This window comes from Paracoccus sp. SCN 68-21 (genome assembly GCF_001724535.1).
GTDB classification, from domain to species: Bacteria; Pseudomonadota; Alphaproteobacteria; order Rhodobacterales; family Rhodobacteraceae; genus Paracoccus; species Paracoccus hibiscisoli.
Genome location: NZ_MEES01000005.1, coordinates 59,766 through 85,259 on the forward strand (window position 1 = coordinate 59,766; position 25,494 = coordinate 85,259).

27 protein-coding genes are annotated in these 25,494 nt (G+C 67.3%); 12 read left to right on the plus strand and 15 right to left on the minus strand.

Going from position 1 to position 25,494, the window contains the following annotated elements:
- Positions 1-2: 2 nt before the first annotated feature.
- The gene (locus tag ABS73_RS02635) at positions 3-1,061 is read right to left on the minus strand and encodes a C4-dicarboxylate TRAP transporter substrate-binding protein (RefSeq protein WP_277020110.1); all 1,059 of its coding nucleotides are present in this window, start codon (positions 1,059-1,061) and stop codon (positions 3-5) included.
- Positions 1,062-1,205: 144 nt separating this feature from the next.
- Between ABS73_RS02635 and ABS73_RS02640 the strand changes: the two genes are divergently transcribed.
- Entirely contained in the window at positions 1,206-2,483 is a 1,278-nt protein-coding gene (locus tag ABS73_RS02640) for a L,D-transpeptidase family protein (protein WP_277020108.1), read from the plus strand.
- Positions 2,480-3,349, plus strand: a complete 870-nt coding sequence (locus ABS73_RS02645; protein WP_277020106.1) for an extensin-like domain-containing protein — start codon at positions 2,480-2,482, stop codon at positions 3,347-3,349. The genes ABS73_RS02640 and ABS73_RS02645 overlap by 4 nt, the downstream gene beginning before the upstream one ends.
- Positions 3,350-3,352: 3 nt before the next feature.
- Here ABS73_RS02645 and ABS73_RS02650 read toward each other — a convergent pair whose 3' ends face one another.
- Positions 3,353-4,084 carry a Crp/Fnr family transcriptional regulator gene (locus ABS73_RS02650; RefSeq protein ID WP_277020105.1) on the minus strand — a complete coding sequence of 244 codons (732 nt, stop codon included), beginning with the start codon at positions 4,082-4,084 and terminating at the stop codon, positions 3,353-3,355.
- A 141-nt stretch (positions 4,085-4,225) separates the two neighbouring features.
- Positions 4,226-5,548 carry a FliI/YscN family ATPase gene (locus ABS73_RS02655; RefSeq protein ID WP_423805168.1) on the minus strand — a complete coding sequence of 441 codons (1,323 nt, stop codon included), beginning with the start codon at positions 5,546-5,548 and terminating at the stop codon, positions 4,226-4,228.
- Between the two features lie 95 nt (positions 5,549-5,643).
- Between ABS73_RS02655 and ABS73_RS02660 the strand changes: the two genes are divergently transcribed.
- From ABS73_RS02660 to ABS73_RS02705, 10 genes are all read left to right on the plus strand, one after another.
- Positions 5,644-6,033, plus strand: coding sequence for a FlgB family protein (locus tag ABS73_RS02660; RefSeq protein WP_277020102.1), 390 nt, complete (start codon positions 5,644-5,646; stop codon positions 6,031-6,033).
- 12 nt (positions 6,034-6,045) lie between these two features.
- Positions 6,046-6,438, plus strand: a complete 393-nt coding sequence (gene flgC / locus ABS73_RS02665) for a flagellar basal body rod protein FlgC (protein ID WP_277020100.1) — start codon at positions 6,046-6,048, stop codon at positions 6,436-6,438.
- A gap of 14 nt (positions 6,439-6,452) precedes the next feature.
- Complete coding sequence (gene fliE / locus ABS73_RS02670) at positions 6,453-6,743, plus strand: flagellar hook-basal body complex protein FliE (RefSeq protein WP_277020098.1); 291 nt, start codon at positions 6,453-6,455, stop codon at positions 6,741-6,743.
- A gap of 16 nt (positions 6,744-6,759) precedes the next feature.
- On the plus strand, positions 6,760-7,026 hold the full coding sequence (locus ABS73_RS02675) for a flagellar biosynthetic protein FliQ (RefSeq protein ID WP_136854779.1): 267 nt from the start codon (positions 6,760-6,762) through the stop codon (positions 7,024-7,026).
- A gap of 1 nt (position 7,027) precedes the next feature.
- A complete protein-coding gene (locus ABS73_RS02680; protein ID WP_277020095.1) occupies positions 7,028-7,744 on the plus strand; it encodes a flagellar hook-basal body complex protein in 717 nt (238 codons plus the stop codon).
- Positions 7,745-7,753: 9 nt separating this feature from the next.
- Entirely contained in the window at positions 7,754-8,539 is a 786-nt protein-coding gene (flgG, locus tag ABS73_RS02685; RefSeq protein ID WP_277020093.1) for a flagellar basal-body rod protein FlgG, read from the plus strand.
- Entirely contained in the window at positions 8,539-8,952 is a 414-nt protein-coding gene (gene flgA / locus ABS73_RS02690; RefSeq protein ID WP_136854782.1) for a flagellar basal body P-ring formation chaperone FlgA, read from the plus strand. Before flgG ends, flgA begins: the two co-directional genes overlap by 1 nt.
- An 11-nt stretch (positions 8,953-8,963) precedes the next feature.
- Positions 8,964-9,689, plus strand: a complete 726-nt coding sequence (gene flgH / locus ABS73_RS02695; protein ID WP_286693389.1) for a flagellar basal body L-ring protein FlgH — start codon at positions 8,964-8,966, stop codon at positions 9,687-9,689.
- A gap of 9 nt (positions 9,690-9,698) precedes the next feature.
- Positions 9,699-10,205 carry a hypothetical protein gene (locus ABS73_RS02700; RefSeq protein WP_136854784.1) on the plus strand — a complete coding sequence of 169 codons (507 nt, stop codon included), beginning with the start codon at positions 9,699-9,701 and terminating at the stop codon, positions 10,203-10,205.
- A 93-nt stretch (positions 10,206-10,298) separates the two neighbouring features.
- The gene (locus ABS73_RS02705; protein WP_286693390.1) at positions 10,299-11,225 is read left to right on the plus strand and encodes a glycosyltransferase; all 927 of its coding nucleotides are present in this window, start codon (positions 10,299-10,301) and stop codon (positions 11,223-11,225) included.
- Between the two features lie 4 nt (positions 11,226-11,229).
- On the opposite strand, the gene ABS73_RS02710 is transcribed toward ABS73_RS02705, so the two are convergent.
- From ABS73_RS02710 to ABS73_RS02765, 12 genes are all read right to left on the minus strand, one after another.
- Positions 11,230-12,267 (minus strand): flagellar basal body P-ring protein FlgI, encoded by a 1,038-nt coding sequence (locus ABS73_RS02710; protein WP_409596254.1) that lies wholly within the window; start codon positions 12,265-12,267, stop codon positions 11,230-11,232.
- A gap of 62 nt (positions 12,268-12,329) precedes the next feature.
- On the minus strand, positions 12,330-13,343 hold the full coding sequence (locus ABS73_RS02715) for a flagellin family protein (protein WP_277022164.1): 1,014 nt from the start codon (positions 13,341-13,343) through the stop codon (positions 12,330-12,332).
- Between the two features lie 4 nt (positions 13,344-13,347).
- Positions 13,348-14,793, minus strand: coding sequence for a flagellar hook-associated protein FlgK (gene flgK, locus ABS73_RS02720; protein WP_277022161.1), 1,446 nt, complete (start codon positions 14,791-14,793; stop codon positions 13,348-13,350).
- Positions 14,794-14,826: 33 nt separating this feature from the next.
- The gene (locus ABS73_RS02725; RefSeq protein ID WP_277022159.1) at positions 14,827-16,137 is read right to left on the minus strand and encodes a flagellar hook protein FlgE; all 1,311 of its coding nucleotides are present in this window, start codon (positions 16,135-16,137) and stop codon (positions 14,827-14,829) included.
- Positions 16,138-16,213: 76 nt separating this feature from the next.
- Complete coding sequence (locus ABS73_RS02730; RefSeq protein ID WP_277022157.1) at positions 16,214-16,990, minus strand: flagellar motor protein MotB; 777 nt, start codon at positions 16,988-16,990, stop codon at positions 16,214-16,216.
- A gap of 78 nt (positions 16,991-17,068) precedes the next feature.
- Positions 17,069-18,283, minus strand: a complete 1,215-nt coding sequence (locus ABS73_RS02735) for a phenylacetate--CoA ligase family protein (RefSeq protein ID WP_277022153.1) — start codon at positions 18,281-18,283, stop codon at positions 17,069-17,071.
- Between the two features lie 10 nt (positions 18,284-18,293).
- On the minus strand, positions 18,294-19,115 hold the full coding sequence (locus ABS73_RS02740; protein ID WP_136854792.1) for an ABC transporter ATP-binding protein: 822 nt from the start codon (positions 19,113-19,115) through the stop codon (positions 18,294-18,296).
- Positions 19,116-19,170: 55 nt separating this feature from the next.
- Positions 19,171-20,451 (minus strand): ABC transporter substrate-binding protein, encoded by a 1,281-nt coding sequence (locus tag ABS73_RS02745; protein ID WP_277022151.1) that lies wholly within the window; start codon positions 20,449-20,451, stop codon positions 19,171-19,173.
- Positions 20,452-20,499: 48 nt separating this feature from the next.
- Entirely contained in the window at positions 20,500-21,576 is a 1,077-nt protein-coding gene (locus ABS73_RS02750; protein ID WP_136854794.1) for a branched-chain amino acid ABC transporter permease, read from the minus strand.
- An 82-nt stretch (positions 21,577-21,658) separates the two neighbouring features.
- Positions 21,659-22,642: a branched-chain amino acid ABC transporter permease gene (locus tag ABS73_RS02755; protein ID WP_423805181.1), complete on the minus strand. Its 984-nt coding sequence runs from the start codon at positions 22,640-22,642 to the stop codon at positions 21,659-21,661.
- Between the two features lie 30 nt (positions 22,643-22,672).
- Positions 22,673-23,494 (minus strand): ABC transporter ATP-binding protein, encoded by an 822-nt coding sequence (locus ABS73_RS02760; RefSeq protein WP_136854795.1) that lies wholly within the window; start codon positions 23,492-23,494, stop codon positions 22,673-22,675.
- Positions 23,491-25,467 (minus strand): AMP-binding protein, encoded by a 1,977-nt coding sequence (locus ABS73_RS02765; protein WP_277022143.1) that lies wholly within the window; start codon positions 25,465-25,467, stop codon positions 23,491-23,493. The genes ABS73_RS02760 and ABS73_RS02765 overlap by 4 nt, the downstream gene beginning before the upstream one ends.
- Positions 25,468-25,494: the final 27 nt, after the last annotated feature.

Below are 25,494 nucleotides of genomic sequence, written 5' to 3' on the forward strand. Positions count from 1 at the left end.
GGTCAGCCACGCTCCCAGGGATAGCCTTCGGCCTCCAGCTCGGCCGAGTATTGCGCGATGAGGGCGCGGTATTCCTCCAGCAGGGCGGGGCCGTCCAGACCGGCGGCGGTCGCACGGGCCGACCAGGCGTCCAGATAGGGCTGCGCGGCCTCGGTCAGGCGGGCGCGGTCGTCGTCGGAAAAGCGCACGATCTCTTTGCCGGCGTCTTCCAGCATGGCGATCGATTCGGCATTGGCCTCGCCGATGATGCGGCCGAACTCGTCGGCCAGACCCTCGCCCGCGGTCATGATGACCTGCTGCTGTTCGGGGGTCAGGTCGTCATAGAGGGCCTTGTTCATCACGATGCCCAGGGCGCCGACCTGGCCCCAGTCGATGAAGGTGTAGCTGTCGAAGACCTCATCGAACTTGAGCGCCGCGACCAGATAGGAATAGGTCTGGGTGCAGTCGATCAGCCCGTTCTCCAGGCCCTGATAGGCCTCATAGACGGTCATGTCGACCAGCGTGGCGCCGAGGTCGCGGAAGGTCTGGCCATAGGCGCCGACGCCGCGGACCTTCTTGCCCGCAAGCTGATCGACCGAGGTGACCGCCGATCCCTTGCAGCCCATCTGGACGGCGGACGTCGTATAGGTGCCCACATAGACCAAGCCCTGATTGGCCAGGTTCTGGGTGATCTGTTCATTGTTACGCATCAGCGCGTCGGTGGCCTTCATGCCCACCCAGGGGTCGGGATTGTCCAGCGGCAGGTCGGCGATGCCATAGGCCACCAGATCCTGCGGGAAATAGACGCCGATGACGCTGCCCAGATCGGCCACGCCATCGCGCAGCGACTGCACCGCGGCGCGTTCGGAAAACAGCGCGCCCCCCCAGGTGATGTCCAGGCGCAGATCGCCGCCCGACTGTTCGGCGACCTGATCGGCGAACCATTGCGTGGCCTCGGCGCGGGCGCCGCGGTTGGGGCCCGGCTCTCCGTAGATCAGCACGGTTTCGGCAAGGGTGGGGGCGGCGAAAGCTGCGGTCAGGCCGACAGCCATCAGCGCCGTCCGATACGACGGTGTGGTCATGGTGAAACTCCTCCCTGTTCCACTTTGCAGGCTGGCATTCCACTGTGCGGAACGCAAGCTGGAATTGACCGAAACGTGACCGCCACGCTATCTGGCGGTTTTCCGCCCAATGCCGGATGTTGCCCCCTCACGATCGGAGCTCCCATGACGCCCCACCCTGTCCGCCCGCTGATTGCCGCCCTGTGGCTGGCCTTTGGCATGGCCCTGCCCGCCACGGCCCAGACCCCCGACGTCCCCTTCACGGCCGCCCAGATCGAGGCGGCGCAATATGACGGCGGCCCGCTGCCCGCAGGGCGGTCGGCGCTGACCGCCAAGGTGCAGCTGCTGCTGGACCGGTCGGGTACCTCTCCGGGCGTCATCGACGGCTTCAAGGGCGGCATGAGCCAGAGCGCGATCAAGGCCTTTGAGCGGCGCACCGGTCTGCCCCAGGACGGGATCATGGACCCGCATGTCTGGAACCTGCTGCAATCCTTTGCCGAGCGTCCGGTCACCCAAAGCTATACCATCACCGAGGCCGATGCCGCCGGGCTGGCCGCGTCTATCCCGACCGATTACGCCGAAAAGGCGCTCATGCCCGCCATGGCCCATACCAGCGTGGCCGAGCGTCTGGGCGAGCGGTTCCACATGGACGAACGCTTCATCGAGTCCCTGAACCCCGGCGTGGCGCTGGTCCCGGGAGCCACGATCCAGGTGATGGCCCCGAACCCGCCGCTGCGCGGTCAGGTCACGCGCATCATCATCGACAAGGACAACCGCCGCGTCGCCGGATATAACGCCCGCGGCCAGATGCTGGTGGATTACCCCGCCACCATCGGCAGCAGCGCCACCCCCTCGCCCGAAGGGGTGCACAATGTGCGCACGGTCGCGATCAACCCCAACTATACCTACAATCCCGACGTGAATTTCCGGCAGGAGGGCAATGACCGCAAGCTGGTGATCCCGCCGGGGCCGAACGGGCCGGTGGGCACGGTCTGGATCGGCCTGACCAAGCCGACCTACGGCATCCACGGCACGCCGACGCCGTCGCAGCTGTTCTCGAACCAGTCGATGGGCTGCGTGCGCCTGACCAACTGGGATGCCGAGGAGCTGGCCGGCATGGTCGCCATCGGCGGCACCACGGTCGAGTTTCTGGATACGGGGGTGACCATCGCCGACGTGACCGGCAGCGGCACCGCCGTCAGCCCGCCCGTGGCCGACATCGCCCTGCCGCAGGACGGCACGCCCGCCCCCGCCACGCCCGAGCCCAGCCAGCCGCTGGCCCTGCCCGAGGCCGTCACCGCAGACATGCCCGCAGCCGACCCGGCGGCCTCCGCACCAGCCGCTGACCCGGCGATCCCCTCGGCCGATCCGCTGAGCGATGCGCTGACCGATGCCCTGCCCGACGGGTTCGTCGTCCCCGCGCCCGAGGCCGCCCAGCCATGACACGGGCCCTGGCGCTGGCGCTGATCCTGTCGGCACTGGCCCATCCGGCAGCGGCGCAGGATCGCCCACCGGAACGCCCCACCCCGGAAGAGCCCTTGGAGGCGCCCGATACCGAAGCGCCCGAAACCAAGGCGCCCGAATCGGAGGGGGCCGAATCGGAGGGGGCCGAATCGGAAGGGGGCGACAGTGACGGGGCGCAGCCCGAGGATGCCCCGGACCCTGCCACGTCCAGCGCCGGCACCGGGCAGGAGCCCTTTGGCCCGCCGCCCCCGCCGGTCTGGTTCACGCTGGCCGAATCGGATGCGCAATTCGATGCCTGTCGCCTGGCGCTGTCGGTGATGGGCGCGCGGTTCCGCCCGGTGGCGCCGGTCACCGACCCCGAGATGCGCGACTGCGGCATCGCCCGCCCCCTGCAGCTGGAGGCAATCCTGCCCGGCATCGCCCTGACCGGCGCGCCGGTGATGCGCTGTGACACGGCGCTGTCGCTGGCGCTGTGGACGCGCGATTTCCTGCAGCCTGCCGCCGCGCTGCTGCCCGATGCGCCGCGGCTGACCGGGCTGCAGACCGGCCCCGCCTATTCCTGCCGCGACCGCGTGGGCACCGGCGAGGCACAGCCCAAGCCGTCCGAGCATGGCTATGGTAATGCGATCGACGTGATGGGGTTCGTGTTCGACCAGGGCGATCCGGCGCCGATCCTGCCGCGCCAAGGCGACGGGGATGCGGTCGAAAGCTTCCAGAAGGCCGCACAGGGCACCGCCTGCCTGCTGTTCACCACGGTTCTGGGGCCGGGGTCGAATGCGGCGCATGACGACCACCTGCACCTGGACATCGCCGGGCGCAATGGCGGCTGGCGGCTGTGCGAATAGGGCTCAGCGGCTGTGCCGTTCCATGTCCAGATAGGTCGGGTCGAACCGGGCCAGCATGGCCAGGCCCTTCCAGTCCAGAATCGTGACATCCGCCCCCGACCAGCGCAGCAGCCCCCGGTCGCGCAGATCGCGCACCGCGCGGTTCACATGGATCGGCGAATAGCCCAGGATATCGGCCAGCTCGCGCTGCAGCAGCGGCAGGGCGAACTGATGGTTCGCCGCAGCACCCACCGCGTTCAGGCGCGTGTAGACCTCGCACAGCAAGTGGGCCAGATGCGCGCTGGAGCGCAGCGAGGCCGCCGCCACCAGCCATTGCCGATGCACCGCCGCGTCGATCAGCGTCGCCATCCACAGCAGGCGCGTCAGGTGAGGAAAATTCTCGGTGATCTTGATCAGCTCGTCATGGTCGACGAACTCGACCTCGGCATGGCCCACGGCCACGACGGAATGCTCCAGCCCGGCCAGCACGAAGCCGTGCAGATCGACGAAATCGCCCGGCACATGCAGCGCGGTGATGACGCGTTCGTCCGGCCGTCCGACCAGCTGATGCGACCGCGCCGACATGCCGCGCAGCATCATGCAGCTGCGCTTGGCCAGGCGGTCGACGGGGACGATCACCTCTCCGGGGGCAAAGCTGACATGCTGGGTCCGCAGGGCGCGCAGACGCGCCAGATCCCGTTCCGGCAGGCTGTCACGGCGTTGAAGGAAGCGGATAAAATACTCTGTGATCGCCATTCCGCCCTCCTTTCCAAAATTTGCCGGACACTTGCAAATCGCGATTCGGGGTGCAATGCCCGCCCGTCGCGTTCTAACATTGATCAATCGCCTAACGTCGCTGCGCCGCGCAAGGTTTCGCCTTGCGTGAAATGGACCGACTTACAGGCGGGCTCGCGGCAGGCGCAATGCCGCCTCCAGCGCGGCGAAACTCTCGGGAATGCCCGGACAGCGGCGGGTGACGAATTCGTCCAGCTGCGGGAACAGGCGCACGGCCTCGTCCAGCTTGGGGTCCGAACCGGGCGCATAGAGGCCCGCGCGGATCATCAGCTCTGATTCGGCATAGGCACCCAGGGCTGCGCGCGCCCGTGCGATGGCCACGTTCTCGACCGCGCTGGCGGCATCGGGCAAGGACCGCGAGACCGAGCGGACCACATCCACCGCCGGAAAGCGCCCGCGTTCCGCGATGGTGCGGTCCAGCACCACATGGCCATCCAGCGTGCCGCGCAGGATGTCGGCCACCGGCTCCTCCATGTCGGAGCCCGCGACCAGCACGCTGAAGATGCCGGTGATGTCGCCCGTGCCCTCGGGGCCTGGCCCCGCGCGCTCCGCCAGCCCCATGATCAGGTTCGACACCGAGGGCGGAAAGCCGCGATAGCTGGCCGGTTCGCCCGCCGCCAGGGCGATCTCGCGATGCGCCTCGGCAAAGCGGGTGATCGAATCGGCCAAGAACAGCACGTGGCGGCCCTCGTCGCGGAAATGCTCGGCCACGGCCATCGCGGCCCAGGCACATCGCCTGCGGATCAGCGGAGAGCGGTCCGAAGTCGCCGCCACGATCACGGTGCGGGCCATGCCCTCGGGGCCCATGGTCTTTTCGACGAATTCGCGCAGCTCGCGGCCGCGTTCGCCGATCATGGCGATGACCACCACATCGGCCTGCACCCCCCGCGCCATCTGTGACAGCAGCGTGGACTTGCCCACCCCAGACCCGGCGAACAGGCCGATCCGCTGCCCCGCGACCAGCGGCAGCAGCGTGTCAAAGACCGCCAGCCCGGTGGCCAGCCGCGCGCCAAGGCGTTTGCGCGTGACGGCGGGTGGGGCCTCGGCGCGAAAGTTCCGCTCGACCAGGCCCTGCGGCAGGGGGCGGCCGTCCAGCGGCTGGCCCAGGGGGTCGATGATGCGCCCGATCCAGGCGTCGCAGGGCGCGATTCGCGGCGCGAAGGCCAGCTGAACCTCGGCGCCGACGGACAGCCCCTCGATCGCGCCCTCGGGCAGGATCTGCGCGGCGCGGGGGGACAGGCCCACGACCTCGCCGCCCAGATCGGCCTGAGGCAGGGCGATTCGCACCCGGTCGCCCACCGAGGCGCGCCCGTTCAGCCCCTCGACCGCGATCAGGCCGGCGCGGATCGACTGGACGCGTCCGTAGTGCCGCGCCAGCCGCAGCTGCGACAGGCGGCGGGCGATCGATTCAAGTTTATCCATCAGGGCGTCCTCAACGGGGCTGCAATTTCGGGTCCTTGAAACGGTTTCTAAACCAATTGGGGTTAAGACCGGGTTTATCGAGATTGAGGAGAAGCCTCATGTTTGAGAAGATCGAGATGCTGAGAATGGCCCGCGCCATGGGCCTGCACACGCAAAGCCGCCATATCGAGGTGGCGCGCAACATCGCCAATGCCGACACGCCCGGATACCGGGCGCGCGACATGCAGCCCTTTTCGGAGGCCTATCGCAAGGCCGACGGGACGGGGCCGCTGCGGGTGTCGAATGCCCGCCACCTGGACAGCCCCGCCTGGTCGCCCGGCGGCGCGCGGGTGATCGAGACCGCGGGACCGGCCTCGCCCAACGGCAACTCGGTGTCGCTGGAGGATCAGATGGTCCGCGCCGCCGAGGTGAAAAGCCACCATGACCGATCGCTGGCCATCTATCGCTCCGGGTTGGACCTGGTGCGGTCCAGCCTGGGACGCAGGTAAGGAACCACCCCCATGACCGATCCGATTTCGCCGCTGCGCCTGGCAGCGTCGGGGATGCGTGCGCAGACCGAACGCCTGCGCCACACCGCCGAGAACATCGCCAATGCCGACACGCCCGGCTATCGCCGCAAGCTGGTCAGCTTTGAGGAGGCCGTGCGTTTCGGCCGACCCACGGGCGAGGTCGAGGCCGGGCGCATGCGCCTGGACCAATCCGTGCTGCCGCGCATCCACGACCCCGCGCATCCGATGGCCGACCAGGACGGCTATTACGACGGCTCGAACGTCGATCTGGTAATCGAGCTGGCCGACTCGCGCGAGGCGGGCCGCAGCTACGAGGCCAACCTGCGCATGTTCGAACAGACCCGCCAGATGAGCTCTGCTCTTCTCGATCTTATCCGCCGCTAGAAAGGCCGCCCCCCATGATCACCGGACTGAATGCCGCCAACGCCTATTCCGCCGCCCGCCAGGCCGTGGCCCCGGATGCGCAAAGCGCGTCCCAGACCCTGGCCCGCGTCGGCCAGGCGGCCGAGGACTTCGCCGCCCAGATGGCCCAGGTCGACCAGGTCTCGACCAGCACGATGATGGGTCAGACCAGCACCCAGCAGCTGGTCCAGACCATCGCCGAGGCCGAGCTGACCATGAACACCGTCGTCGCCATCCGCGACAAGGTGGTCGAGGCCTATCAGGAAATCCTGCGGATGCCCGTGTGATGGAAGGGACGCTGTGATGGGAGAGACGGTCCTTTTCGACATGCTGCGCCAGGCGCTGCTGATCGCGGTGCGGATCTCGGCGCCGTTGCTGGGGGTGGCGCTGATCGCGGGCGTGGTCATCGGCCTGTTCCAGGCGCTGACCTCGGTCCAGGAGATGACGCTGACCTTCGTGCCCAAGGTCGGGCTGATGCTGGTCGTGTTCTGGGTCTCCATGAGCTTCATGACCACCGCCCTGGCCGATTTCTACCTGGGCGAGATCATTCCCCTGATCGCGGGGCGCTGAGATGGACAACGCCATCTATGCCAGCCTGTCGCGTCAATCCGGCCTGATGGCCGAAATGCGGGTCGTGGCCAACAACATCGCCAATGCCAACACCACCGGATACCGCCGCGAGGGCGTGATCTTTGCCGAGCACCTGTCGGCGCTGGACCGTCAGGGCGACACGCTGTCCATGGCGCATGCGCGCGGCCGCCTGCTGGACCTGCAGCAGGGGGTGCTGACGCAGACGAACAACAGCATGGACCTGGCCATCGAGGGCGATGGGTTCTTTCTGGTCGAGGCCCCCGACGGGCTGCGCCTGACCCGTGCCGGCGCCTTCATGCCCTCGCCCGAGGGCGAGCTGATGACCGCCGAGGGCCACCGCCTGCTGGACGAGGGGCAGGCCCCCATCATCCTGCCCGCCGGCGCCAGTTCGGTCGCGGTGGGCCAGGACGGGACGCTGTCGTCGAACGGCCTGCCCTTTGGCCGCATCGGCCTGTTCACCCCGCCCGAGGGCGTGGACCTGTCGCGCCAAAGCGGCACCGCCTTCACCATCGACGGCGCCCCCCAGCCCGTCGAAGAGGGCCGCATCCGCCAGGGCTTTCTGGAGGAATCCAACGTCGATCCAATCATGGAGATCACCCGCATGATCGAGGTCCAGCGCGCCTATGAGCTGGGCCAGACCTTCCTGGATCGCGAGGATCAGCGGATCCGCGGCGCGATCACCGCCATGACCCGTTAAGGAGCCGCCATGAGAGCCCTGCAGATCGCCGCCACCGGCATGAGCGCCCAGCAGACCCGCGTCGAGGTCATCTCGAACAACCTCGCGAACATGTCCACCACGGGCTATAACGCGCGGCGGGCCGAATTTGCCGACCTGCACTACCAGCAGGCCGCCCGCCCCGGCAGCGTGACCGCCGCCGACGGCACCGTCATCCCGGCGGGCGTCCAGCTGGGCCTGGGCGTGCGCCCCACCGCCGTCAGCGTGAACCTGCAACAGGGCGCGCTGAACCAGACCGGCGGCGATCTGGACCTGGCCATCGAGGGCGACGGCTATCTGGAGGTGACGCTGCCCGCGGGCATCTCGGGCTATACGCGCGACGGCGGCCTGAAACGCTCTCCCGAGGGGCTGATCGTGACCTCGGACGGCTATCCGTTGGTCCCCAACATCACCATCCCCGACGACGCCCGCTCCATCACCATCAATGCCGGCGGCGAGGTCTATGCCTATTTCACCGACCGGGTCGAACCCGAGCTGCTGGGCCAGTTCACTTTGGCAGGCTTTGCCAACGAGAAGGGCCTGGAGGCGATCGGCTCGAACCTGTTCATCGAGACGGCGGCCTCGGGCGGGCCGCAGGTGGTGAATCCCGGCCAGGACGGACTGGGCACGCTGCGCCAGGGCTATCTGGAGGAAAGCTCGGTCGATGCCGTGCGCGAGATCACCGAGCTGATCAAGGCGCAGCGCGGCTACGAGCTGAACGCCAAGGTCATCACCGCCGCCGACCAGATGCTCGGCGCGACGACGCAGGTGCGGTGATGCGCGCCCTGGTCCTGATCCTGGCGCTGCTGCCCGGCGCCGTCCATGCGGGCGGCCTGGGCGCGGCGCGCACCCTGCCTGCGGGCAGCGTGATCGGCGCGGGCGATCTGCGCGTGGTCGACACCGACCGCCCCGGCCTGACCGATCCGTCTGCGGCCATCGGCATGCAGACCCGCATCACCATCTACGAGGGCCGCCCGCTGCACGCCAACATGCTGCAGGCCCCCCGCGTGGTCGGCCGCAACCAGATCGTCCGCCTGCGCTTTCAGCGCGGCGGGCTGCGGATCGACACCGAGGGGCGCGCCATGTCGGACGGCGCCGCAGGCGAGCTGATCCGCGTCATGAACATGGGCTCGCGCAGCACCGTCACCGCGCAGGTTCTGCCCGACGGCACGCTGGCCGTGCTGAACTGAAAGGAAAACCGATGAAACCCGCCACCCTGCTGTGCCTGATCCTGGCCGCCTCGGGCTGCGCCCGCGCCGTCAATGTCGGCCAGCCGCCACAGCTGACCTCTCCGCGCGACAGCGAGGAATTCCAGGCGATGACCAATCCGCCCCTGGACCTGACGCTGAATTCGGGCCGCCCTGAGGCCGCGGCCTCGCTCTGGGCCGGGACGCAGTCCTCGCTGATCAGCGACCGGCGCGCGGCCATCCGCGGCGACATCCTGACCGTGGTGATCGAAATCGACGACCGCGCCGAGATCAGCAACAGCAGCGGCCGGACGCGCACGTCGCGCGAGAATGTGTCGATCCCGCAGATGGTGGGCATCCCGCAGCGCCTGGCCGACAAGCTGCCCGAGGGCGCCAGCTTTGACGAGCTGGCCGATGCCTCGGCCTCGTCCTCGTATCGCGGCAACGGCAACATCTCGCGGCGCGACAAGCTGACGCTGCGCGTGGCGGCGACGGTGGTGGACACGCTGCCCAACGGATCGCTGCAGATCGAGGGCACGCAGGAGGTCCGCGTGAACTTCGAGCTGCGCGAGCTGACCGTCAGCGGCTTTGTCCGCCCCGCCGATATCGGCCGCAGCAACGAAATCGCCTATGACCGCATCGCCGGTGCGCGCATCAGCTATGGCGGCCGCGGCCAGATCACCGATGTGCAGCAGCCGCGCTATGGCCAGCAGATCGCCGACATCATCCTGCCTTATTGAGGTGCGCCCGTGATACGCAAGATCATTCCCCTGGCCCTGCCCGTCCTGGCCCTCGTGGGGGGGGCGGTCGCCGGCGACATGCTGCGCGCCCCCGCCCCGGATGCCGCCGCATCCGAGCATGCCGGCACCCCCGAGGCCGCAGGGGACGGCCATGGCGCGGCACCGGGCGGGCATGACGCCGCCCCCGCGGGCGAGGCCGCATGGTTCCAGTTCCCGACCCAGTTTTTCGTGCCGCTGGTGCGGCAGGGCGACCTGCAGGACGTGATGATCCTGACGCTGACCATGCAGACCGACAGCACCAGCCTGGGCGCCCTGGCGAAAAAGGAACACAGCCTGCGCGACGCGATGCTGCGGGCGCTGATGATCCATGCCAATACCGGCGGGTTCGACGGCAACTTCACCGCCGACCGCAACCTGGCGACGCTGCGCGAAGGACTGCTGCGCGCGGCCCGCGCCGCCACCGACCTGCCGGTCAGCGCCGTCCTGATCGAGGATATCGTCCGACAGCCCGGCTAGGCTTGCCCCGGGCGTCGCAAGACGTCACAACCTGCAGCACCCGGCGCGCGCCCCACGGCCGCGCCGGTTTTCGCATCGGTCGAAAGGGCTGCCATGACGTCTCCTCATGTGGTGATCCTGCTTGCCACCTATCAGGGCGCGGCGCATCTGCGCACGCAGCTGACCAGTATCGCCGGGCAATCCTTCGGGCGCTGGTCGTTGGTGGTGTCGGACGACAACTCGACCGATGGCACCCGCGAGATGGTCGCCGATTTCGCGCAGGATCGTCCGCCGGGGCAGATCCGCCTGATCGACGGGCCGCGCCAGGGGGCCACGGCCAATTTCCTGTCGCTTCTGGATCAGGTTCCCCCCGGCGCGTGGGCGGCGTTCTGCGATCAGGACGACCTGTGGTTCCCCGACAAGCTGGCGCGCGCGGTGGCCGCGATGGCGCATCAGACCGGGGCTGCGCATTACGCCGCGCGCACCATCATCACCGATGCCGATCTGCGCCCGCTGGTCCCCTCGCGACAGTTCCACAGGCCCTTGGGGTTCCGCAACGCACTGGTCCAGGCCTGCATGGCGGGCAACACCTCGGTCTTCAATGCCCGGGCGGTGGCCCTGCTGCAGGCGGCCGTCCCGCATGCGCGCCGCGCCGGGGTGATCTCGCATGACTGGTGGGCCTATCAGGTGACGGCAGCCCATGGCGCGCAGCTGATCCACGACCCGCGGCCCGCCCTGCTGTATCGCCAGCATGCCCGAAGCGAGGTCGGCCGCAACGATACCGCACCAGCCTTGGCCGCACGGTTCCGCAAGCTGATGGGAGGAGAGTTCGGCACCTGGCTGCGGGCGGGCCATGACAGCCTGGCGCCACTGGACCTGCCCCAAGACAGCCGACTGACGCTGGCACAGCTGGACCAGATGCTCAGCAGGCCCGGCTTGGCCGCAGTGGCGGCGCTGCGCCGCGGCGGGTTCTACAGACAGACCAGAGCCGCGACGGCGGCTCTGGTCCTGTCGGCCCTGACCGGGGCCCTGCGCGCCTGAGGCGCTATTCGACGATCAGGTCCGCATGCAGCGCCCCGGCCGAGTGGATCGATTTCAGGATGTCGATCATGTCGCGTGGGCGCACACCCAGGGCGTTCAGCCCGTCGACCAGATCGCTGAGGTTCGTCTCGCCTGCGACCTCGACAAAGCCGATGCCGGGTTCCTGCACCATCTCGACGGCAGTGCGGGGTACGGTCACCGTCTCGCCCTGGGCGAAGGGGTTGGGCTGGGACACCAGCGGCGCCTCGGCCACGCGCAGGGTCAGGTTGCCCTGGGACACCGCGACCCGCGAAATCCGCACCCGCTCTCCGACCACGATCGTGCCGGACTTGTGGTCGATCACGACCTTGGCGCGGTCCTCCGGCTCGATCAGCAGGTTCTCGATCCGGCCCACGACGCGGGCCGGGTTGACGTCGCCCAGACCCCGAAAGTTGACCACGATCGTGCCGCTGTCCAGCGTCACCGCCAACTGGCGGTTGAAATCGCGGTTGATCGCATCCTCGACGCGGGTGGCGGTGGTGAAATCGGCGTTGCGCAGCGCGATGCGGATGTCGTTGATCCCCGCAAAGTCGAACTCGACCTCGCGTTCGACGCGGGCACCGACCGGGATGCTGCCCGTGGTGGGGACACCCTCGACCACGCGGGCGGCATCGCCCTGGGCCGCGGCCCCCCCGGCAATGATCGAACCCTGGGCCACGGCATAGATGTTGCCGTCCGCCGCCTTCAGCGGGGTCATGACCAGCGTGCCGCCCAGCAGGCTCTTCGCATCGCCGATGGCCGCCACCTTCACGTCGATGCGGCTGCCAGAGCGGGCAAAGGGCGGCAGCGTCGCGGTCACGATCACAGCCGCGACGTTCTTGGACCGCAGCGCGTCATCGGTGACGTTGACGCCCAACCGCTCCAGCAGTCCGGCCAGCATGTCCTCGGTAAAGGGGGCGTTGCGCATCCCGTCGCCCGATCCGTCCAGGCCGACCACCAGGCCATAGCCCACCAGGTCGTTCCCGCGGACCCCGTCGAAATCGGCCAGATCCTTGATGCGCACCGGAACGGCCAATGCCGATATGCTGAAGGCCAACCACAGGATCAAGGCATGAATGACTGTTTTCACCGCAAATAATCCACCAGTTTGAGCTTCGACAACCGCGCCGTCACGGCATAGAGCGCTTCCAGCTGGCCCTGCACCTCGGTCAGGGCGGCAGCGGTTTCGAACGGATCGGCGCTGCGGATCTCGCCGCGGGCGCGTTCAAGCGCGTTCAGGCTGGATGTTCCTGTCACCTGAGCGCGTTCGACGACCTGCTGGGCCAGGCCGACGCGGCCCATCTCGCTCAGCATGCTGCTGTCGGCAGTTGTCATCTGCAGGCCGGCGGTCGTCATCAGCTGCCGCCGTTCGACCTGGTTTCCGGCCAGCGCGCCACGATCCATCACCGCAGCCATCGCCAGCCCCTTGAGCAGATCGCGCACCGCCGTAGAGGCTCCGGTGGTTTCCATCGGGACGGCCACCCCCTCGCCAACCGAGATGCGCTGTGCCGGGCCAAGCGTTCCGTGATAGGCAGTGTCCAGGAACCCGCCACCACCCTCCGGCGCGTCGAACCAGTCCGACACCGCCTGTGCGACATCGGCGGCCGTGGTCAGGGGCGCGGTGATGCCCTGCAGGATGTCCAGCATCTCAGCCGCGCTGGACAGGGGCACCACGTCGCTGGCCTCCCCAGAGAACAGATAGCGGTTGCTATTGGTCCCGTTCAGCCGCTGGATGACCGATTCGAAGGCATTGGCGACTTCGGCCGATCGCGTGCCAAGGACAGCAGCATCCCCGAACGGATCAACCGCCAGCGCAAATCCCAGCTCGGTCGTGCTCAGGCGCACAGACGCAAAGACATCCTGGATCGCCTGCAGGCGGATTGCGGCATCACTGCCGTTCTGGCGCAGCTGGCTGGTTAGCCGGATGCGGTTCTCGATCTCGTTCAGGGCGCGGGTGTTGCCCTCGAGGCGCTGGCCGACATCGGCCACCTGGCCCGACGCGACCTCTTGGGTCAGCGTGGACAGCGTCGTCTTGATCCGGTTCGAAGCGACCTGCAGGGCGTAGGCTCGGGCTTGGTCGCCGATACTGTTCAGGGTCACTGGCTTATATCCTCAGGATCTGGTTGATCATCTCGTCCACGGCGGACAGCACGCGGGCATTGGCGGCAAAGGACTGTTCGTATTGCAGCAACCGCTGCATCTCGGCGTCGCTGTCCACGCCCTCGGCCATCATGCTGGCCGACAGGGTGGACTGGCGGCTGCTGCGGACCGCCAGGTCGGCCTGGGCCTCGACGCGACGCGTGGCGACGCGCGATTCGACGGACCCGAACCGCGATGACAGGCTGCCATTGCCGGTAAAGCCGCTGCCGGGCTGCGCGGGACGTTGCGCATCCAGCGCGTCGACCAGCGCGTTCAGCACCGACGATTGCCCCACCGGCTCGCCATTGGGCGCCTGCAACCCCGATCGGAGACGCCACAGCTGCCCCCCCTGACCAGGATCGACGCTGGCGTTCAGCGCGATCCGTCCGGCCAGCCCGACCAGGGTGGCCGGATCGGCCCGTGCGCCTACATCGGTGAACAGACCAGCATCGCCGGCACCCAGGGTCGGATCGACCGCAGGGTCGGCCAGGCGCTGGTGCAATTCGAAGGCCATATCGTCCAGTTCGGACTGCAGCTGGGGGCCCAACTGATCGCGGATCTGGAAATTCGCCGCCAGCGACCCACCCCCGAACAGCCGCATCTGCGCGGCGCTCAGCGCGGTGCCGTTCAGCGTCAGCAACTCCAGCGGCGCGCCGACCACCTGGCCGGCAGTCACTTGGGCATTGCCCTGGACCCCCAGCCGCGCCGGGACGCTGCCGTCCAGCAGGACCGCGCCCTCGGCCGTAAACAGCGCGACCTTGCCGCCTTCGCGGGTGACCTCCTGCACCGGAACGATCCGGGCGATCCGGTCGATCTGCTGCTGGCGCTCGTCCATCAGCGGGGTGGCGTCCTTGCCATCCGCGTCCAGAACCGTGATGCGCGCGTTCAGATAGGCCACACGCTCCAGCGCGGCATTCACCGTGGCCACTTCGCTGGCGATGTCCTGCTGGGCCGTGCTGCGCGCCGCCTGGACGGCGGTCGAGGCCGCGTTCAGCCGACCGGCCAGGGCCGAGGCTGTGCTGACGATCTGGGACAGGCGGATCTCATCGTCGGGGCGGGCGGCGGCGGCGCTCAGCGCGGCCTGGAAATCGGTCAATGCGGTGGACAGGGCCTGCGGCTCTCCGGGCAGGCCCACGATCTTTTCCATCCCCTGGAAGAACGAGGCCCGCGCCGAAACATCGCCGACCGAGGATGCCGCCATCCGCGCCTCGGACAGCAGGCTGGCATTCACGATGCGGGTGATGCCATCGATGCGCACGCCCCCGCCCAGCAACTGGGCGGTCACCACCATCTCGCGCCGGGCATAGCCCGGCGTCATGATGTTGGACAGGTTCGATGCCACGACCTCGGTCCCGCGCGCGGTGGCGGTCAGTCCCGACATCGCATTCGATATCGCCTTTGCAATGCTCATGTCCGGCCTCCTGCGCGGGCCCCTGCGGGCGGATCAGCGTTTGATATTGGTGGTTTCCTGCAGCATCTCGTCCACCGTCTGGATGATCTTGGCGTTCGACGAATAGGCGCGCTGCGTGGTGATCAGATGGGTCAGTTCCTGGGCGATGTCCGTGGTGGACGCCTCGCGGGCATAGCCGGCAATCGCACCGGTCGGCCCGTCACCCGCATCCCACAGAAAGAAGCCACCCGAATCGGGCGAGGTCTTGAACGCCTGCCCCTCCATCGCGATCAACCCGTTCGGGTTCGGCACGTCCACGACCGGGATGCGGTATAGCGCCTTGACGAAGCCGGTGTCATAGGTCGCCTTGACGAACCCCTGAGCGTCGACCTCGACGCCCACCAGCTGACCGACCGGAGAGCCGTTCTTGGTGATATTGGACGGAGAGAAGCTGGCAGCCAGCTGCTTCAGCCCGCTGGCCCCGCCCGGCACGCCGATGACCAGTTCCATATTGCCCCCGCCCACATTCAGCGGAATCGCGCCGGAGGCTTCAACATACGGCCCGAAGGCACCGCCACCGATATCCTCGACAGTCGCCAGCGCGCCGCCGCCCGTCTGACTGTCGTCGAAGGTCACCCGGAAAGTCGAGATCACCGCGTTGTCCGAGGCGCTGTCGAGGATCTTGACCACCCAGCTGTTCGACATGCCGGGCGTCGTCGGCACATCAGGGGTGAAGGTGATGTCCAGCGATTCGGAGGTGCCCAGATTGCCGAAATACTCGACCTTCAGCGGCAGGGGCGCACCCGAACTGCCCGGCAGGGTCTGCGTGGCAGGAAGGTTCGCGCCCAGCATCACCTGGGTGGTGGGGTCGCCCTCGGGGCGGTTCGCCTCGATCCGGATGGGCTGCAGCGCGGCGGCCGTGTCACGCGCGACCAGTGGCATGGTGCCGTCGCCCGCGGTGGGCCAGCCCATCAGCACCAGCCCGCTTTCGTTGCGCAACAGCCCGCTGGCATCGGGACGGAACGCGCCTGTCCGCGTCATCATCAGGGATGGCGCATTGCCGCTGGTCGCGTCGTTCAGCGTGGTCACCGGCAGCATGCCGCGCCCGGTCATCGCCAGATCCAGCGCGTTCGAGGTCGTCACGATGGCCCCGTCCTGCGACACCGACCGGGTGGTCGAGGCGCGCACGCCGCCTGCGGTGTACAGCCCTGCCCCCTGCCCCACGACCAGCGAGTTGAAGGCGGTCTCGACCCGTTTGTAGCCGAAGGTCGAGGCATTCGCGATATTGTCCGAGATCGTGCCGAGACGGGACGAATTCGCCGTCAGGCCGGACACGCCGGCATTCATCGCTGAGGAGATGGACATGGACAGACACCCTTCTGATTTCGGTCTTGTCTGCCACCCTGCCCCGGAACGCTTAAGATAAGGCTAATCGGACCGCCTATCTCAGTAAAATCAGCTCAACCCGGTTGTTCAGCGGGTCCATCGGATTGGGCCGGCGCGGCTTGCGGTCGCCAAAGGCGCTGACCCGCTGCACGCGTTTTCCGTTGAATCCCTGCTGTTCCAGCAGGTTGCGCACCGTGTGCGCCCGCGCATCCGACAGCGGCCAGACCGGAGAGGCCAGCAGCGTTTCGGGATAGGCCCGCACATGCCCGGTCAGCGCCACGTCGTTGCGCACGTGACCGATCACCCGGGCGATGATTCCCATCAGCTCGCTCAGCGCAGGCTGGGGCTGGGCGGTGTCGTCCACGAACAGCGGCGCATCGGTCAGATCGCCCAGCTCGATCACCAGGCCCTCATCGGTCATGCGGGTGACGACATGCTGCAGCAGGTTGGTCAGCTGGGCCGATTCGGCGCCCGTGCCGGTCAGGCTGTCCTGGACGGCCTTGGCGACCTCCTCGAAATCGCCGGCCTTGTCGGTGTCGGGCAGCGGCGCCTCGATCGCGTGGCGCACGCCCTCATCCGTACCTTCGCCGCCGCCGCTGGTGGTCGACGAGGGCGTCTGGATCACGGTCGGCGCGAAATAATCGGCCAGGCCCGATTTCTGATCCTCGGTCGTGGCGCTCAAGAGCCACAAGAGCAGGAAGAACGCCATCATCGCGGTCACGAAATCCGCATAGGCCACTTTCCAGGCGCCGCCGTGATGGCCGCCCTCGGACGAGGCCTCGATCCGCTTGATGATGATGGACGGCCCGTTCAGCCCCTTGCCCGCAGCCATGATGTCACCCTTTGTTCCAGTCAGACTTCCTTGTCGCCGGAGCAAAGGTTTCAGGCAAGTTAACGGATCAAATGCGCCCTATTCATAGCTGCGGCGATCCTCGATGACCTTGCCGTCATTGGGCAGGCTGCCGGGCGCGACCAGCTGAACGTCGGCGCGCATCTTCAGCGTCTCCATGACCGAGGCCGCGTAATCGCCGCCCTGCCCCGCCGTCTCCAGCTGGACGGTCATCACGTCCATCTCTCCCTGGCGGTCGGCGATGACGCGGGCGCGCGACACGTCCGCATGGCGCGCGACCAGGGCCGCGACCTGTTCGGGGCGCACGAACATGCCCTTGATCTTGGTGGTTTGATCGGCGCGTCCCATCCACCCCTTGATGCGCATGTTCGTGCGACCACAAGGGCTGGTGCCCGACATCACCGCCGACAGATCGCCCGTGGCAAAGCGCACCAGCGGATAGTCCGGGTTCAGCGTGGTCACCAGAACCTCTCCGACCTCGCCCTCGGGGACCGGATCGCCGGTGCCGGGGCGCACGATCTCGACGATCACGCCCTCATCGACGATCATCCCCTCCAGCGCCTCGCTCTCATAGGCGATGTTGCCCAGATCGGCGGTCGCATAGCATTGCCGCGTCACGATCCCGCGGTCCGCATACAGCGCGCGCAGCGACGGGAACAGCGCACCGCCGCCCACCACCGCCTTGGTGAAGGACAAGACCTCGCCCATCTCGTCGGCGCGGTCCAGGATCACCTTGAGGAAATCGGGCGTGCCGGCATAACAGGTCGTGCCAATGTCGACGGCCGCGCGCACCTGCAGTTCTGTCTGCCCGGTGCCGGCGGGCAACACGGCCGCGTCCACCGCCCGCGCGCCTGATTCGAACATCATCCCGGCAGGCGTCAGGTGATAGCCGAAGCAGTTCTGGACGATGTCTCCCTGCCCCACGCCCGCGGCATGCAGGAAGCGGCCAAGCCGCCACCAGTCGCCGTCGCGCCGACCGGGTTCATAGATCGGGCCGGGGCTCTGAAAGATGTGGTCGAACTGCGCGGCGGGGCGGGTGGTATAGCCGCCGAAGGGGGGCTGCTTGCGCTGCGCCTCGGACAGCTCGGCCTTGCGGATCACCGGCAGGCGGGCCAGCGCGGCGCGGTCGGTCACTGCCTCCGGCTCCACGTCGCGCAACAGGCGCGCCATCGCGGGGGCCAGCTTGGCGCGGCTCAGCGCCAGCGGCAGGGCCTGGGCCAGCGCCTCGGCGCGCTGACCCTCGTCGCGCGTTTCCAGTTCGTCGTAATATCCCATGATGACCCCCTCAGGCCAGCCAGCGCTTGCGCCGGCGATAGCTGCGCACGTCGCGGAACGATTTGCGTCCCTCATCCGACATGCCCAGATAGAATTCCTTGACGTCCGGGTTCTCGCGCAGCTGCGCTGCCGGACCCTCCATCACCACGCGGCCATTCTCCAGGATGTACCCCTGATGCGCATAGCGCAGCGCCACGTTGGTGTTCTGCTCGGCCAGAAGGAAGGTCACGCCCTCGCCCTCGTTCACGGCCTTGACGATCTGAAAGATCTGCTCGACCAGCTGCGGGGCCAGGCCCATCGACGGCTCGTCCAGCAGGATCATCTGCGGGCGCGACATCAGCGCGCGACCCATCGCGGTCATCTGCTGCTCACCGCCCGACGTGTATCCCGCCTGGCTTTTCCGCCGCTCGCGCAGGCGCGGGAAATACTCATAGACCATCTCCAGGTCGCGCTTGATCGCCGCCGATCCGTCGCGGCGGGTATAGGCGCCGGTCAGCAGGTTCTCCTCGACGGTGAGATGCTCAAAGCAGTGGCGGCCCTCCATCACCTGAATGACGCCGCGCCGGACCAGCGATGCGGGGTCCTGGGCGGTGATGTTGTCGCCCTGATAGGTGATCGAGCCCTTGGTCACCTCGCCCCGTTCACTGGCCAGCAGGTTCGAGATCGCCTTGAGCGTTGTCGTCTTGCCCGCCCCGTTGCCCCCCAGCAGCGCGGTGATGCCGCCTTTCGGCACGGTCAGGCTGACACCCTTCAGCACCAGAATGACGTGGTTATAGATGACCTCGATGTTGTTCACATCCAGCAGCGTCTCGCGGTTCTCGGCATCGAACATGGGCGGTCCCCTTGATTGCGGAACCGGCGGCGGGGTGACCGCCGCCGGTCATGGATCAGTTGCAGCGCGCGGTCAGGCCCGCCTCGGCGGCATAGGCCGCGCTGTCCTCGGCGACCAGCGGGTCCAGGATCTCGGCATCCGGCTCGATGAAGTCGGTGATCAGCGACCAGCTGCCCTCACCGGCATTCCACTGCTGCATGCGGGCCAGGCCGTCGCCGCCGTGGTTCTCGCAAGACAACGCGATGGGGGCGCCGAAATCGGGCAGGCCCAGCTCGGCCATGCGTTCGGCGGTGATCTCCAGCGCCTCAAAGCCGTCGCGCATCTGCGCGGGCGTGATCTCGGAGGTGCCGGCCAACTCCTGCGCCTTGGCGATGGCCTCGGCGATCACCAGCGCCGCATAGGCGCCGCGCGAATACAGCACGCTGCCCGCCTGATCGCCCGCACCCGCGGCCTTGCCCGCGTCGTAGACGTATTGCTGCAGGTCGTCATACAGCGGATAGTCGCGGCCCACCCCGTGGAAGGTCAGCGCCTTGTAGCCATCCGCCCCGGCACCCGCCGCGCGCACGTCGTTCTCCGAGCCGGACCACCAGATGCCGATGAACTTGTCCATCGGAAAGCGGATGTTCACGGCCTCCTGGATGGCGACCTGGTTCATCACGCCCCAGGCATACATGATCACGTAATCGGGCCGGTCGCGGCGGATCTGCAGCCATTGCGACTTCTGCTCCTGGCCGGGCGCATCGACCGGCAGCAGGTTCAGCTCGAACCCGTGCTTTTCGGACAGCTCCTCCAGGGTGCGGATCGGCTCCTTGCCATAGGCCGAGTTGTGATAGACCAGCGCGATCTTCTTGCCGGACAGATCGCCGCCCTCCTGCTCCAGGATATGCTTGACCGCGACCGAGGCCCCGTCCCAGTAGTTCGCAGGCGCGTTGAACACCCATTCAAACACCGAGCCGTCCTTGGCCGAGGTGCGCCCGTAACCCGGCGTGTACAGCGGGATGCCGTCTTGGCTGATGCGCGGGATCAGCTGATAGGTGATGCCGGTGGACAGCGGGTTCAGCACCAGCGGGTTCTGGGTGCGCAGCGATTCATAGCACTCGACCCCCTTTTCGGTGTTGTAGGCCGTCTCGCATTCCGGGACCTGCACCAGCTGGCCGCCGATGCCGCCGTCGCGTTCGTTCAGCAGGGTGAAGTAATCGGCAAAGCCGTCGGCATAGGGGATGCCGTTCGCGGCATAGGGCCCGGTCCGATAGGACATGTTCGGCACGATCAGATCGGCCAAGGCGGGGGTCGCGACCATCATCGTGGTGGCCAGGGCGGCAAGGGTCAGTTTCATTGCGGGTCTCCTCCCAGAGATGCGATGCCGGTTGCCCGGTTCTTCGGTTTAATGCGGGAACGGCCAGAGGCGCAGCTTGTCCTTGGCCAGGCGCCACAGGCGCGCCAGGCCGTGCGGCTCGACGATGAGGAAGGTCACGATCAGCGCGCCCACGATCATCAGCTCGATATGGGCGGCCAGATCGGTGGGCCAGCCAAGCGTGCCGACCAGGGTGTTCTTCAGCAGCACCGGCAGCAGGACCAGGAAGGCCGCGCCGGCAAAGCTGCCGAAGATGCTGCCCAGGCCGCCGATGATGATCATGAACAGGACCAGAAAGCTTTTGTTGATGCCGAAGGCCTCGCCGACCTCGGCCGCGCCCAGATAGACCGCAAACAGCAGCGCGCCCGCGATGCCCACGAAGAAACTGGAGACCGCAAAGGCCGACAGTTTCGCACGGAGCGGGTTCACGCCGATGATCTCGGCCGCGATGTCCATGTCGCGGATCGCCATCCACTTGCGGCCCAGGCTGCCCCGCGTCAGGTTGCGCGCCAGCCACGCCAGAGCAAAGGCAAAGACCAGGCAGACCAGGTATTTCGCAGGCGCGCTGGCGGCGGGGCCGGTCACGGCCTGGTCGAACACCGTGCGCGTCGGCGCGGTGATCTGGCCCGAGGCCGAGTAGTTGTAGAACCACGGCACCTTGTTGAAGAGCCAGACCAGGAAGAACTGCGCGGCCAGCGTCGCGACCGCCAGGTAGAAGCCCTTGATGCGCAGGCTGGGCAGGCCAAAAAGGACGCCGACCGCGGCGGTGATCAGCCCCGCCAGCAGCACATGGATGGCGATGCTGACATCGGGGAACGCGGTCATCAGCTTGTAGACCGCATAGGCGCCCACCGCCATGAAGCCGCCGGTGCCCAGGCTGACCTGTCCGGCATAGCCGGTCAGGATGTTCAGCCCCATCGCCGCGATCGCATAGATCAGGAAGGGCACCAGCACCGCATTCGCCCAGTAATCGTTGATGACGAAGGGGATGATGCCGAAGGCCACAGCCAGGATCGCGTAATAGCCCCAGCGGTCCAGCCGGATCGGAAAGGTCTGGCTGTCGTCCCGGTAGCTGGTCTTGAAGTCGCCTGCCTCGCGATAGATCATGCGGTCGTTCCCTGTGCTGCGGTCGCCGCGGGGGCCAGCCCCCGCACCCCCGGGATATTTTTCTGAAGAAGAAGGGCCATGGTCACACCCGTTCGATGATGCGTTCGCCGAACAGGCCCTGGGGTCGGAACACCAGGAAGACCAGCGCCAGCACATAGGCGAACCAGTTCTCGGTCGCGCCGCCGACCATGGGGCCGATGGTGAATTCGAACAGTTTCTCGCCCACGCCGATGATCAGGCCGCCCACGATGGCGCCGGGGATCGAGGTGAAGCCGCCCAGCATCAGCACCGGCAGCGCCTTGAGCGCGATCAGCGACAGGCTGAACTGCACCCCCGATTTCGTGCCCCACATGATGCCCGCGACCAGCGCCACGAAGCCCGCGATGGACCAAACCATCACCCAGATGAAGCGCAGCGAGATGCCCACCGACATCGCCGCCTGATGGTCGTCGGCCACGGCGCGCATGGCGCGGCCCTGCTTGGTGTATTGGGCGAAGGCCACCAGCGCCGCGACGAGCATCGCCGCGATCAGCGTGGCCCAGAGGTCCAGCCGGTCGATGAAGAAGCCGTAGCCGAACCAGGTGGCGGTGACCTCCTCGATGCCGTCCGAGATGCCCTGCGGCAGGCCCACGTTCAGCGTCTTGATGTCGGCGCCCCACATCACGTCGCCCAGGCCCTCGAGGAAATAGGCCAGCCCGATGGTCGCCATGAACAGGATGATCGGCTCCTGCCCCACCAGGTGCTGGAGGACCAGCTTTTCGATCAGAAAGGCCAGCAGCACCATGACCAGCGCGGTCAGCGCCACGGCCAGCACCGCAGGCACCGTCCAGCCGAAATGGTGCAGCGAGGTCCCGAAGGTCGCGTTGATCAGATGGGCAAAGGGCACCTGGCCGTTCTGGATGCCCACCAGGGTCAGCGCCGCAAACAGCGCCATCACCCCCTGGGCATAGTTGAACACCCCCGACGCCTTGAAGATCAGCACGAAGCCCAGCGCCACCAGCGCATACATGACCCCGGTCATCAGGCCGTTCATCACGACCTCCATGCCGAAAATGAATTGGTCCATCACGCGGTTCCTTTCGGGTCAGTCATGCGGTCAGTCATGGGCCACCCCCAGATAGGCGTCGATCACCGCCTGATTGCTGCGCACCTCGGAGGGCGTGCCGTCGCCGATCTTCTTGCCGTAATCCATCACGACCACCCGGTCGGACAGGTCCATGACCACGCCCATGTCGTGTTCGATCAGGCAGATCGTGGTGCCGAACTCGTCGTTCACCGATAGGATGAAGCGGGACATGTCCTCCTTTTCCTCGACGTTCATGCCGGCCATCGGCTCGTCCAGAAGCAGCAGGTTGGGTTCCGCCGCCAGCGCACGGGCCAGCTCGACCCGCTTTTTCAGGCCATAGGGCAGACGGCCCACGGGCGTCTTGCGGATGTTCTGGATTTCCAGAAAGTCGATGATCCGCTCGACCGCGGCGCGGTTCTCGATCTCCTCGCGCTCGGCGGCACCCCACCAGAGGGCCTGGGACAGGAACCCCGCCTTCATCTTGTTCAGGCGGCCGGTCATGATGTTGTCCAGGACCGACATGCCTTCGAACAGCGCGATGTTCTGGAAGGTGCGGGCGATGCCCAGACGGGCGACCTGATAGGGCTTCATCGCCGGGCGCACCTGGCCCTTGAAGATGACCTGGCCGTCCTGCGGGTGATAGAACCCCGAAATCACGTTCAGCATCGACGACTTGCCCGCCCCGTTGGGGCCGATGATGGCGCGGATCTCTCCCTGCCTTATGTCAAAGCTGATGTCCTTGATGGCGACCACGCCGCCAAAGCGCAGGGTGATGTTTCGCAGCTCCATCACCACGGGGCCGATCTGGCGGCCATCGGCGGTGACGTAGCCGTCCTGTGTCATCGCGTTCATTGGGCTGCTACCTTCTGGCGGGCCGCGTCGCCATAGACGCGGGCATCCTCGATGCGCAGGGTCGCGCTGATCGCACCCTTTCGGCCATCCTCATAGGTGACCTCGGTGCGGGTATGGATGCTGGTCGAGCCGTCATAGAGCGCGGTGACCAGGTCGTGGAACTTCTCGGTGATGACGGCGCGGCGGACCTTACGGGTGCGGGTCATCTCTCCGTCGTCGGGGTCCAGCTCCTTGTGCAGCACCAGGAACCGGTGGACCTGACAACCCGACAGCATCGGGTCCTGCGCGACCGAGGCGTTCACGGCCTCCACGTGCTCGCGGATCTGGGCATAGACCTGTGGGTGGCCCGCCAGTTCCTGATAGCTGCCATAGGCGATGTTGTTCCTTTCCGCCCAGTTGCCCACCGCGGTCAGGTCGATGTTGATCATCGCGGTGCAGAAATCGCGGCCATTGCCGATGACCACGGCCTCCAGGATGTTGGGATAGAACTTCAGCTTGTTCTCGACATATTTGGGCGCGAACATCGTGCCGTCGGCCATGCGGCCCACGTCCTTGGCGCGGTCGATGATGCGCAGATGGCCGGTCGCCTCCTCGAAGAAACCGGCGTCGCCCGTTGCCACCCAGCCCTCGGCATCCTTGGTCGATGCGGTGCTGTCGGCGTTCTTGTAATATTCGACGAAGGTTCCGGGGCTGCGGTAATAGACCTCTCCGTTGTCGCCGATGCGCACCTCGACGCCAGGGCTGGGCACGCCGACCGTGTCGGAGCGCACCTGCCCGTCGGGCTGCTGGGTGATAAAGACCGACGCCTCGGTCTGACCGTAGAGCTGCTTCAGGTTGATCCCCAGGCTGCGGTAGAAATCAAAGATCTCGGGGCCGATCGCCTCTCCGGCGGTATAGCCCACGCGCACGCGGCTGAGACCCAGGGTGTTCTTCAGCGGGCCAAAGACGAAGATCTTGCCCAGGGCATAGGCCAGCTTGTCGCCAAAGCTGACCGTCTTGCCGTCCAGCAGCGCAGGACCTGCGCGATGCGCCACCGCCATGCCGCGCTTGAACAGCCAACGCTTCAGGCGGCTGGCATCCTCCATGCGGATCATGACCGATGTCAGCTGCGTCTCGAACACGCGCGGCGGCGCAAAGAAGTAGGTCGGCCCGATCTCGCGCATGTCGGTCATCATCGTGTGCGCCCCCTCGGGGCAGTTCACCGTGAAGCCGGACCACATCGCCTGACCCATCGAAAAGATGAAATCGCCGACCCAGGCCATCGGCAGATAGGCCACGATCTCCTCGACCTCGGTCAGGTTGTCGAATTCGGCGGTGTTGCGGGCGGTCTCGATGATGTTGCGGTTGGACAGGACCACGCCCTTGGGCTTGCCGGTCGTGCCGCTGGTATACAGCATCACGCAGGTGCTGTCGTAATCCAGCCCCGCGATGATCGCGTCCAGCCGCGGCCCCAGCGTCGCCGCCCCGGCGCGGCCCTGCGCCTGCACATCGGCCAGCGCCGCCATGTTGTCATGGTCGTATTTCCGCAGGCCCCGCGTGTCGGTATAGATGATGCGGGCGCTGGCGCCGGTGGTCTGCTCGACCTCCAGCACCTTGTCGACCTGCTCCTGATCGCCGCACAGCACGAACCGCGCGCCGCAATGATCCAGCACATAGGCCATCTCGGCGGCGACCGCGTCCTGATACAGCGGCACCGGCACCGCGCCGCACATCTGCGCCGCGATCATGCCCCAGTAATGCGCCGGGCGGTTGCGCCCGATGATCGCCATGTGATCGCCGGGCTTCAGCCCCTGCGCCATCAGCCCCATCGCCAGGGCGCGGATCTCTTCGGCAGCCTGGGACCAGGTCCAGCTCTGCCAGATCCCGTATTCCTTTTCGCGATAGGCCGGCCTGTCGCCGAACCGGGCGACGTTGCGCGCCAGCAGTGCGGGCACGGATTGCAGGTCGCCCGGGGGCGTTGTCTGAACGGTCATCTGTCCTCCCTCAAGGCGCTGTTGCAC

Coding starts and splice junctions, on each gene's coding strand:
- ABS73_RS02635 (WP_277020110.1), bottom strand. CDS start 1,061: ATGACCACACCGTCGTATCGGACGGCGCTGATGGCTGTCGGCCTGACC.
- ABS73_RS02640 (WP_277020108.1), top strand. CDS start 1,206: ATGACGCCCCACCCTGTCCGCCCGCTGATTGCCGCCCTGTGGCTGGCC.
- ABS73_RS02645 (WP_277020106.1), top strand. CDS start 2,480: ATGACACGGGCCCTGGCGCTGGCGCTGATCCTGTCGGCACTGGCCCAT.
- ABS73_RS02650 (WP_277020105.1), bottom strand. CDS start 4,084: ATGGCGATCACAGAGTATTTTATCCGCTTCCTTCAACGCCGTGACAGC.
- ABS73_RS02660 (WP_277020102.1), top strand. CDS start 5,644: ATGTTTGAGAAGATCGAGATGCTGAGAATGGCCCGCGCCATGGGCCTG.
- flgC (WP_277020100.1), top strand. CDS start 6,046: ATGACCGATCCGATTTCGCCGCTGCGCCTGGCAGCGTCGGGGATGCGT.
- fliE (WP_277020098.1), top strand. CDS start 6,453: ATGATCACCGGACTGAATGCCGCCAACGCCTATTCCGCCGCCCGCCAG.
- ABS73_RS02675 (WP_136854779.1), top strand. CDS start 6,760: ATGGGAGAGACGGTCCTTTTCGACATGCTGCGCCAGGCGCTGCTGATC.
- ABS73_RS02680 (WP_277020095.1), top strand. CDS start 7,028: ATGGACAACGCCATCTATGCCAGCCTGTCGCGTCAATCCGGCCTGATG.
- flgG (WP_277020093.1), top strand. CDS start 7,754: ATGAGAGCCCTGCAGATCGCCGCCACCGGCATGAGCGCCCAGCAGACC.
- flgA (WP_136854782.1), top strand. CDS start 8,539: ATGCGCGCCCTGGTCCTGATCCTGGCGCTGCTGCCCGGCGCCGTCCAT.
- flgH (WP_286693389.1), top strand. CDS start 8,964: ATGAAACCCGCCACCCTGCTGTGCCTGATCCTGGCCGCCTCGGGCTGC.
- ABS73_RS02705 (WP_286693390.1), top strand. CDS start 10,299: ATGACGTCTCCTCATGTGGTGATCCTGCTTGCCACCTATCAGGGCGCG.
- flgK (WP_277022161.1), bottom strand. CDS start 14,793: ATGAGCATTGCAAAGGCGATATCGAATGCGATGTCGGGACTGACCGCC.
- ABS73_RS02725 (WP_277022159.1), bottom strand. CDS start 16,137: ATGTCCATCTCCTCAGCGATGAATGCCGGCGTGTCCGGCCTGACGGCG.
- ABS73_RS02730 (WP_277022157.1), bottom strand. CDS start 16,990: ATGGCTGCGGGCAAGGGGCTGAACGGGCCGTCCATCATCATCAAGCGG.
- ABS73_RS02735 (WP_277022153.1), bottom strand. CDS start 18,283: ATGGGATATTACGACGAACTGGAAACGCGCGACGAGGGTCAGCGCGCC.
- ABS73_RS02740 (WP_136854792.1), bottom strand. CDS start 19,115: ATGTTCGATGCCGAGAACCGCGAGACGCTGCTGGATGTGAACAACATC.
- ABS73_RS02745 (WP_277022151.1), bottom strand. CDS start 20,451: ATGAAACTGACCCTTGCCGCCCTGGCCACCACGATGATGGTCGCGACC.
- ABS73_RS02750 (WP_136854794.1), bottom strand. CDS start 21,576: ATGATCTATCGCGAGGCAGGCGACTTCAAGACCAGCTACCGGGACGAC.
- ABS73_RS02755 (WP_423805181.1), bottom strand. CDS start 22,642: ATGGACCAATTCATTTTCGGCATGGAGGTCGTGATGAACGGCCTGATG.
- ABS73_RS02760 (WP_136854795.1), bottom strand. CDS start 23,494: ATGAACGCGATGACACAGGACGGCTACGTCACCGCCGATGGCCGCCAG.
- ABS73_RS02765 (WP_277022143.1), bottom strand. CDS start 25,467: ATGACCGTTCAGACAACGCCCCCGGGCGACCTGCAATCCGTGCCCGCA.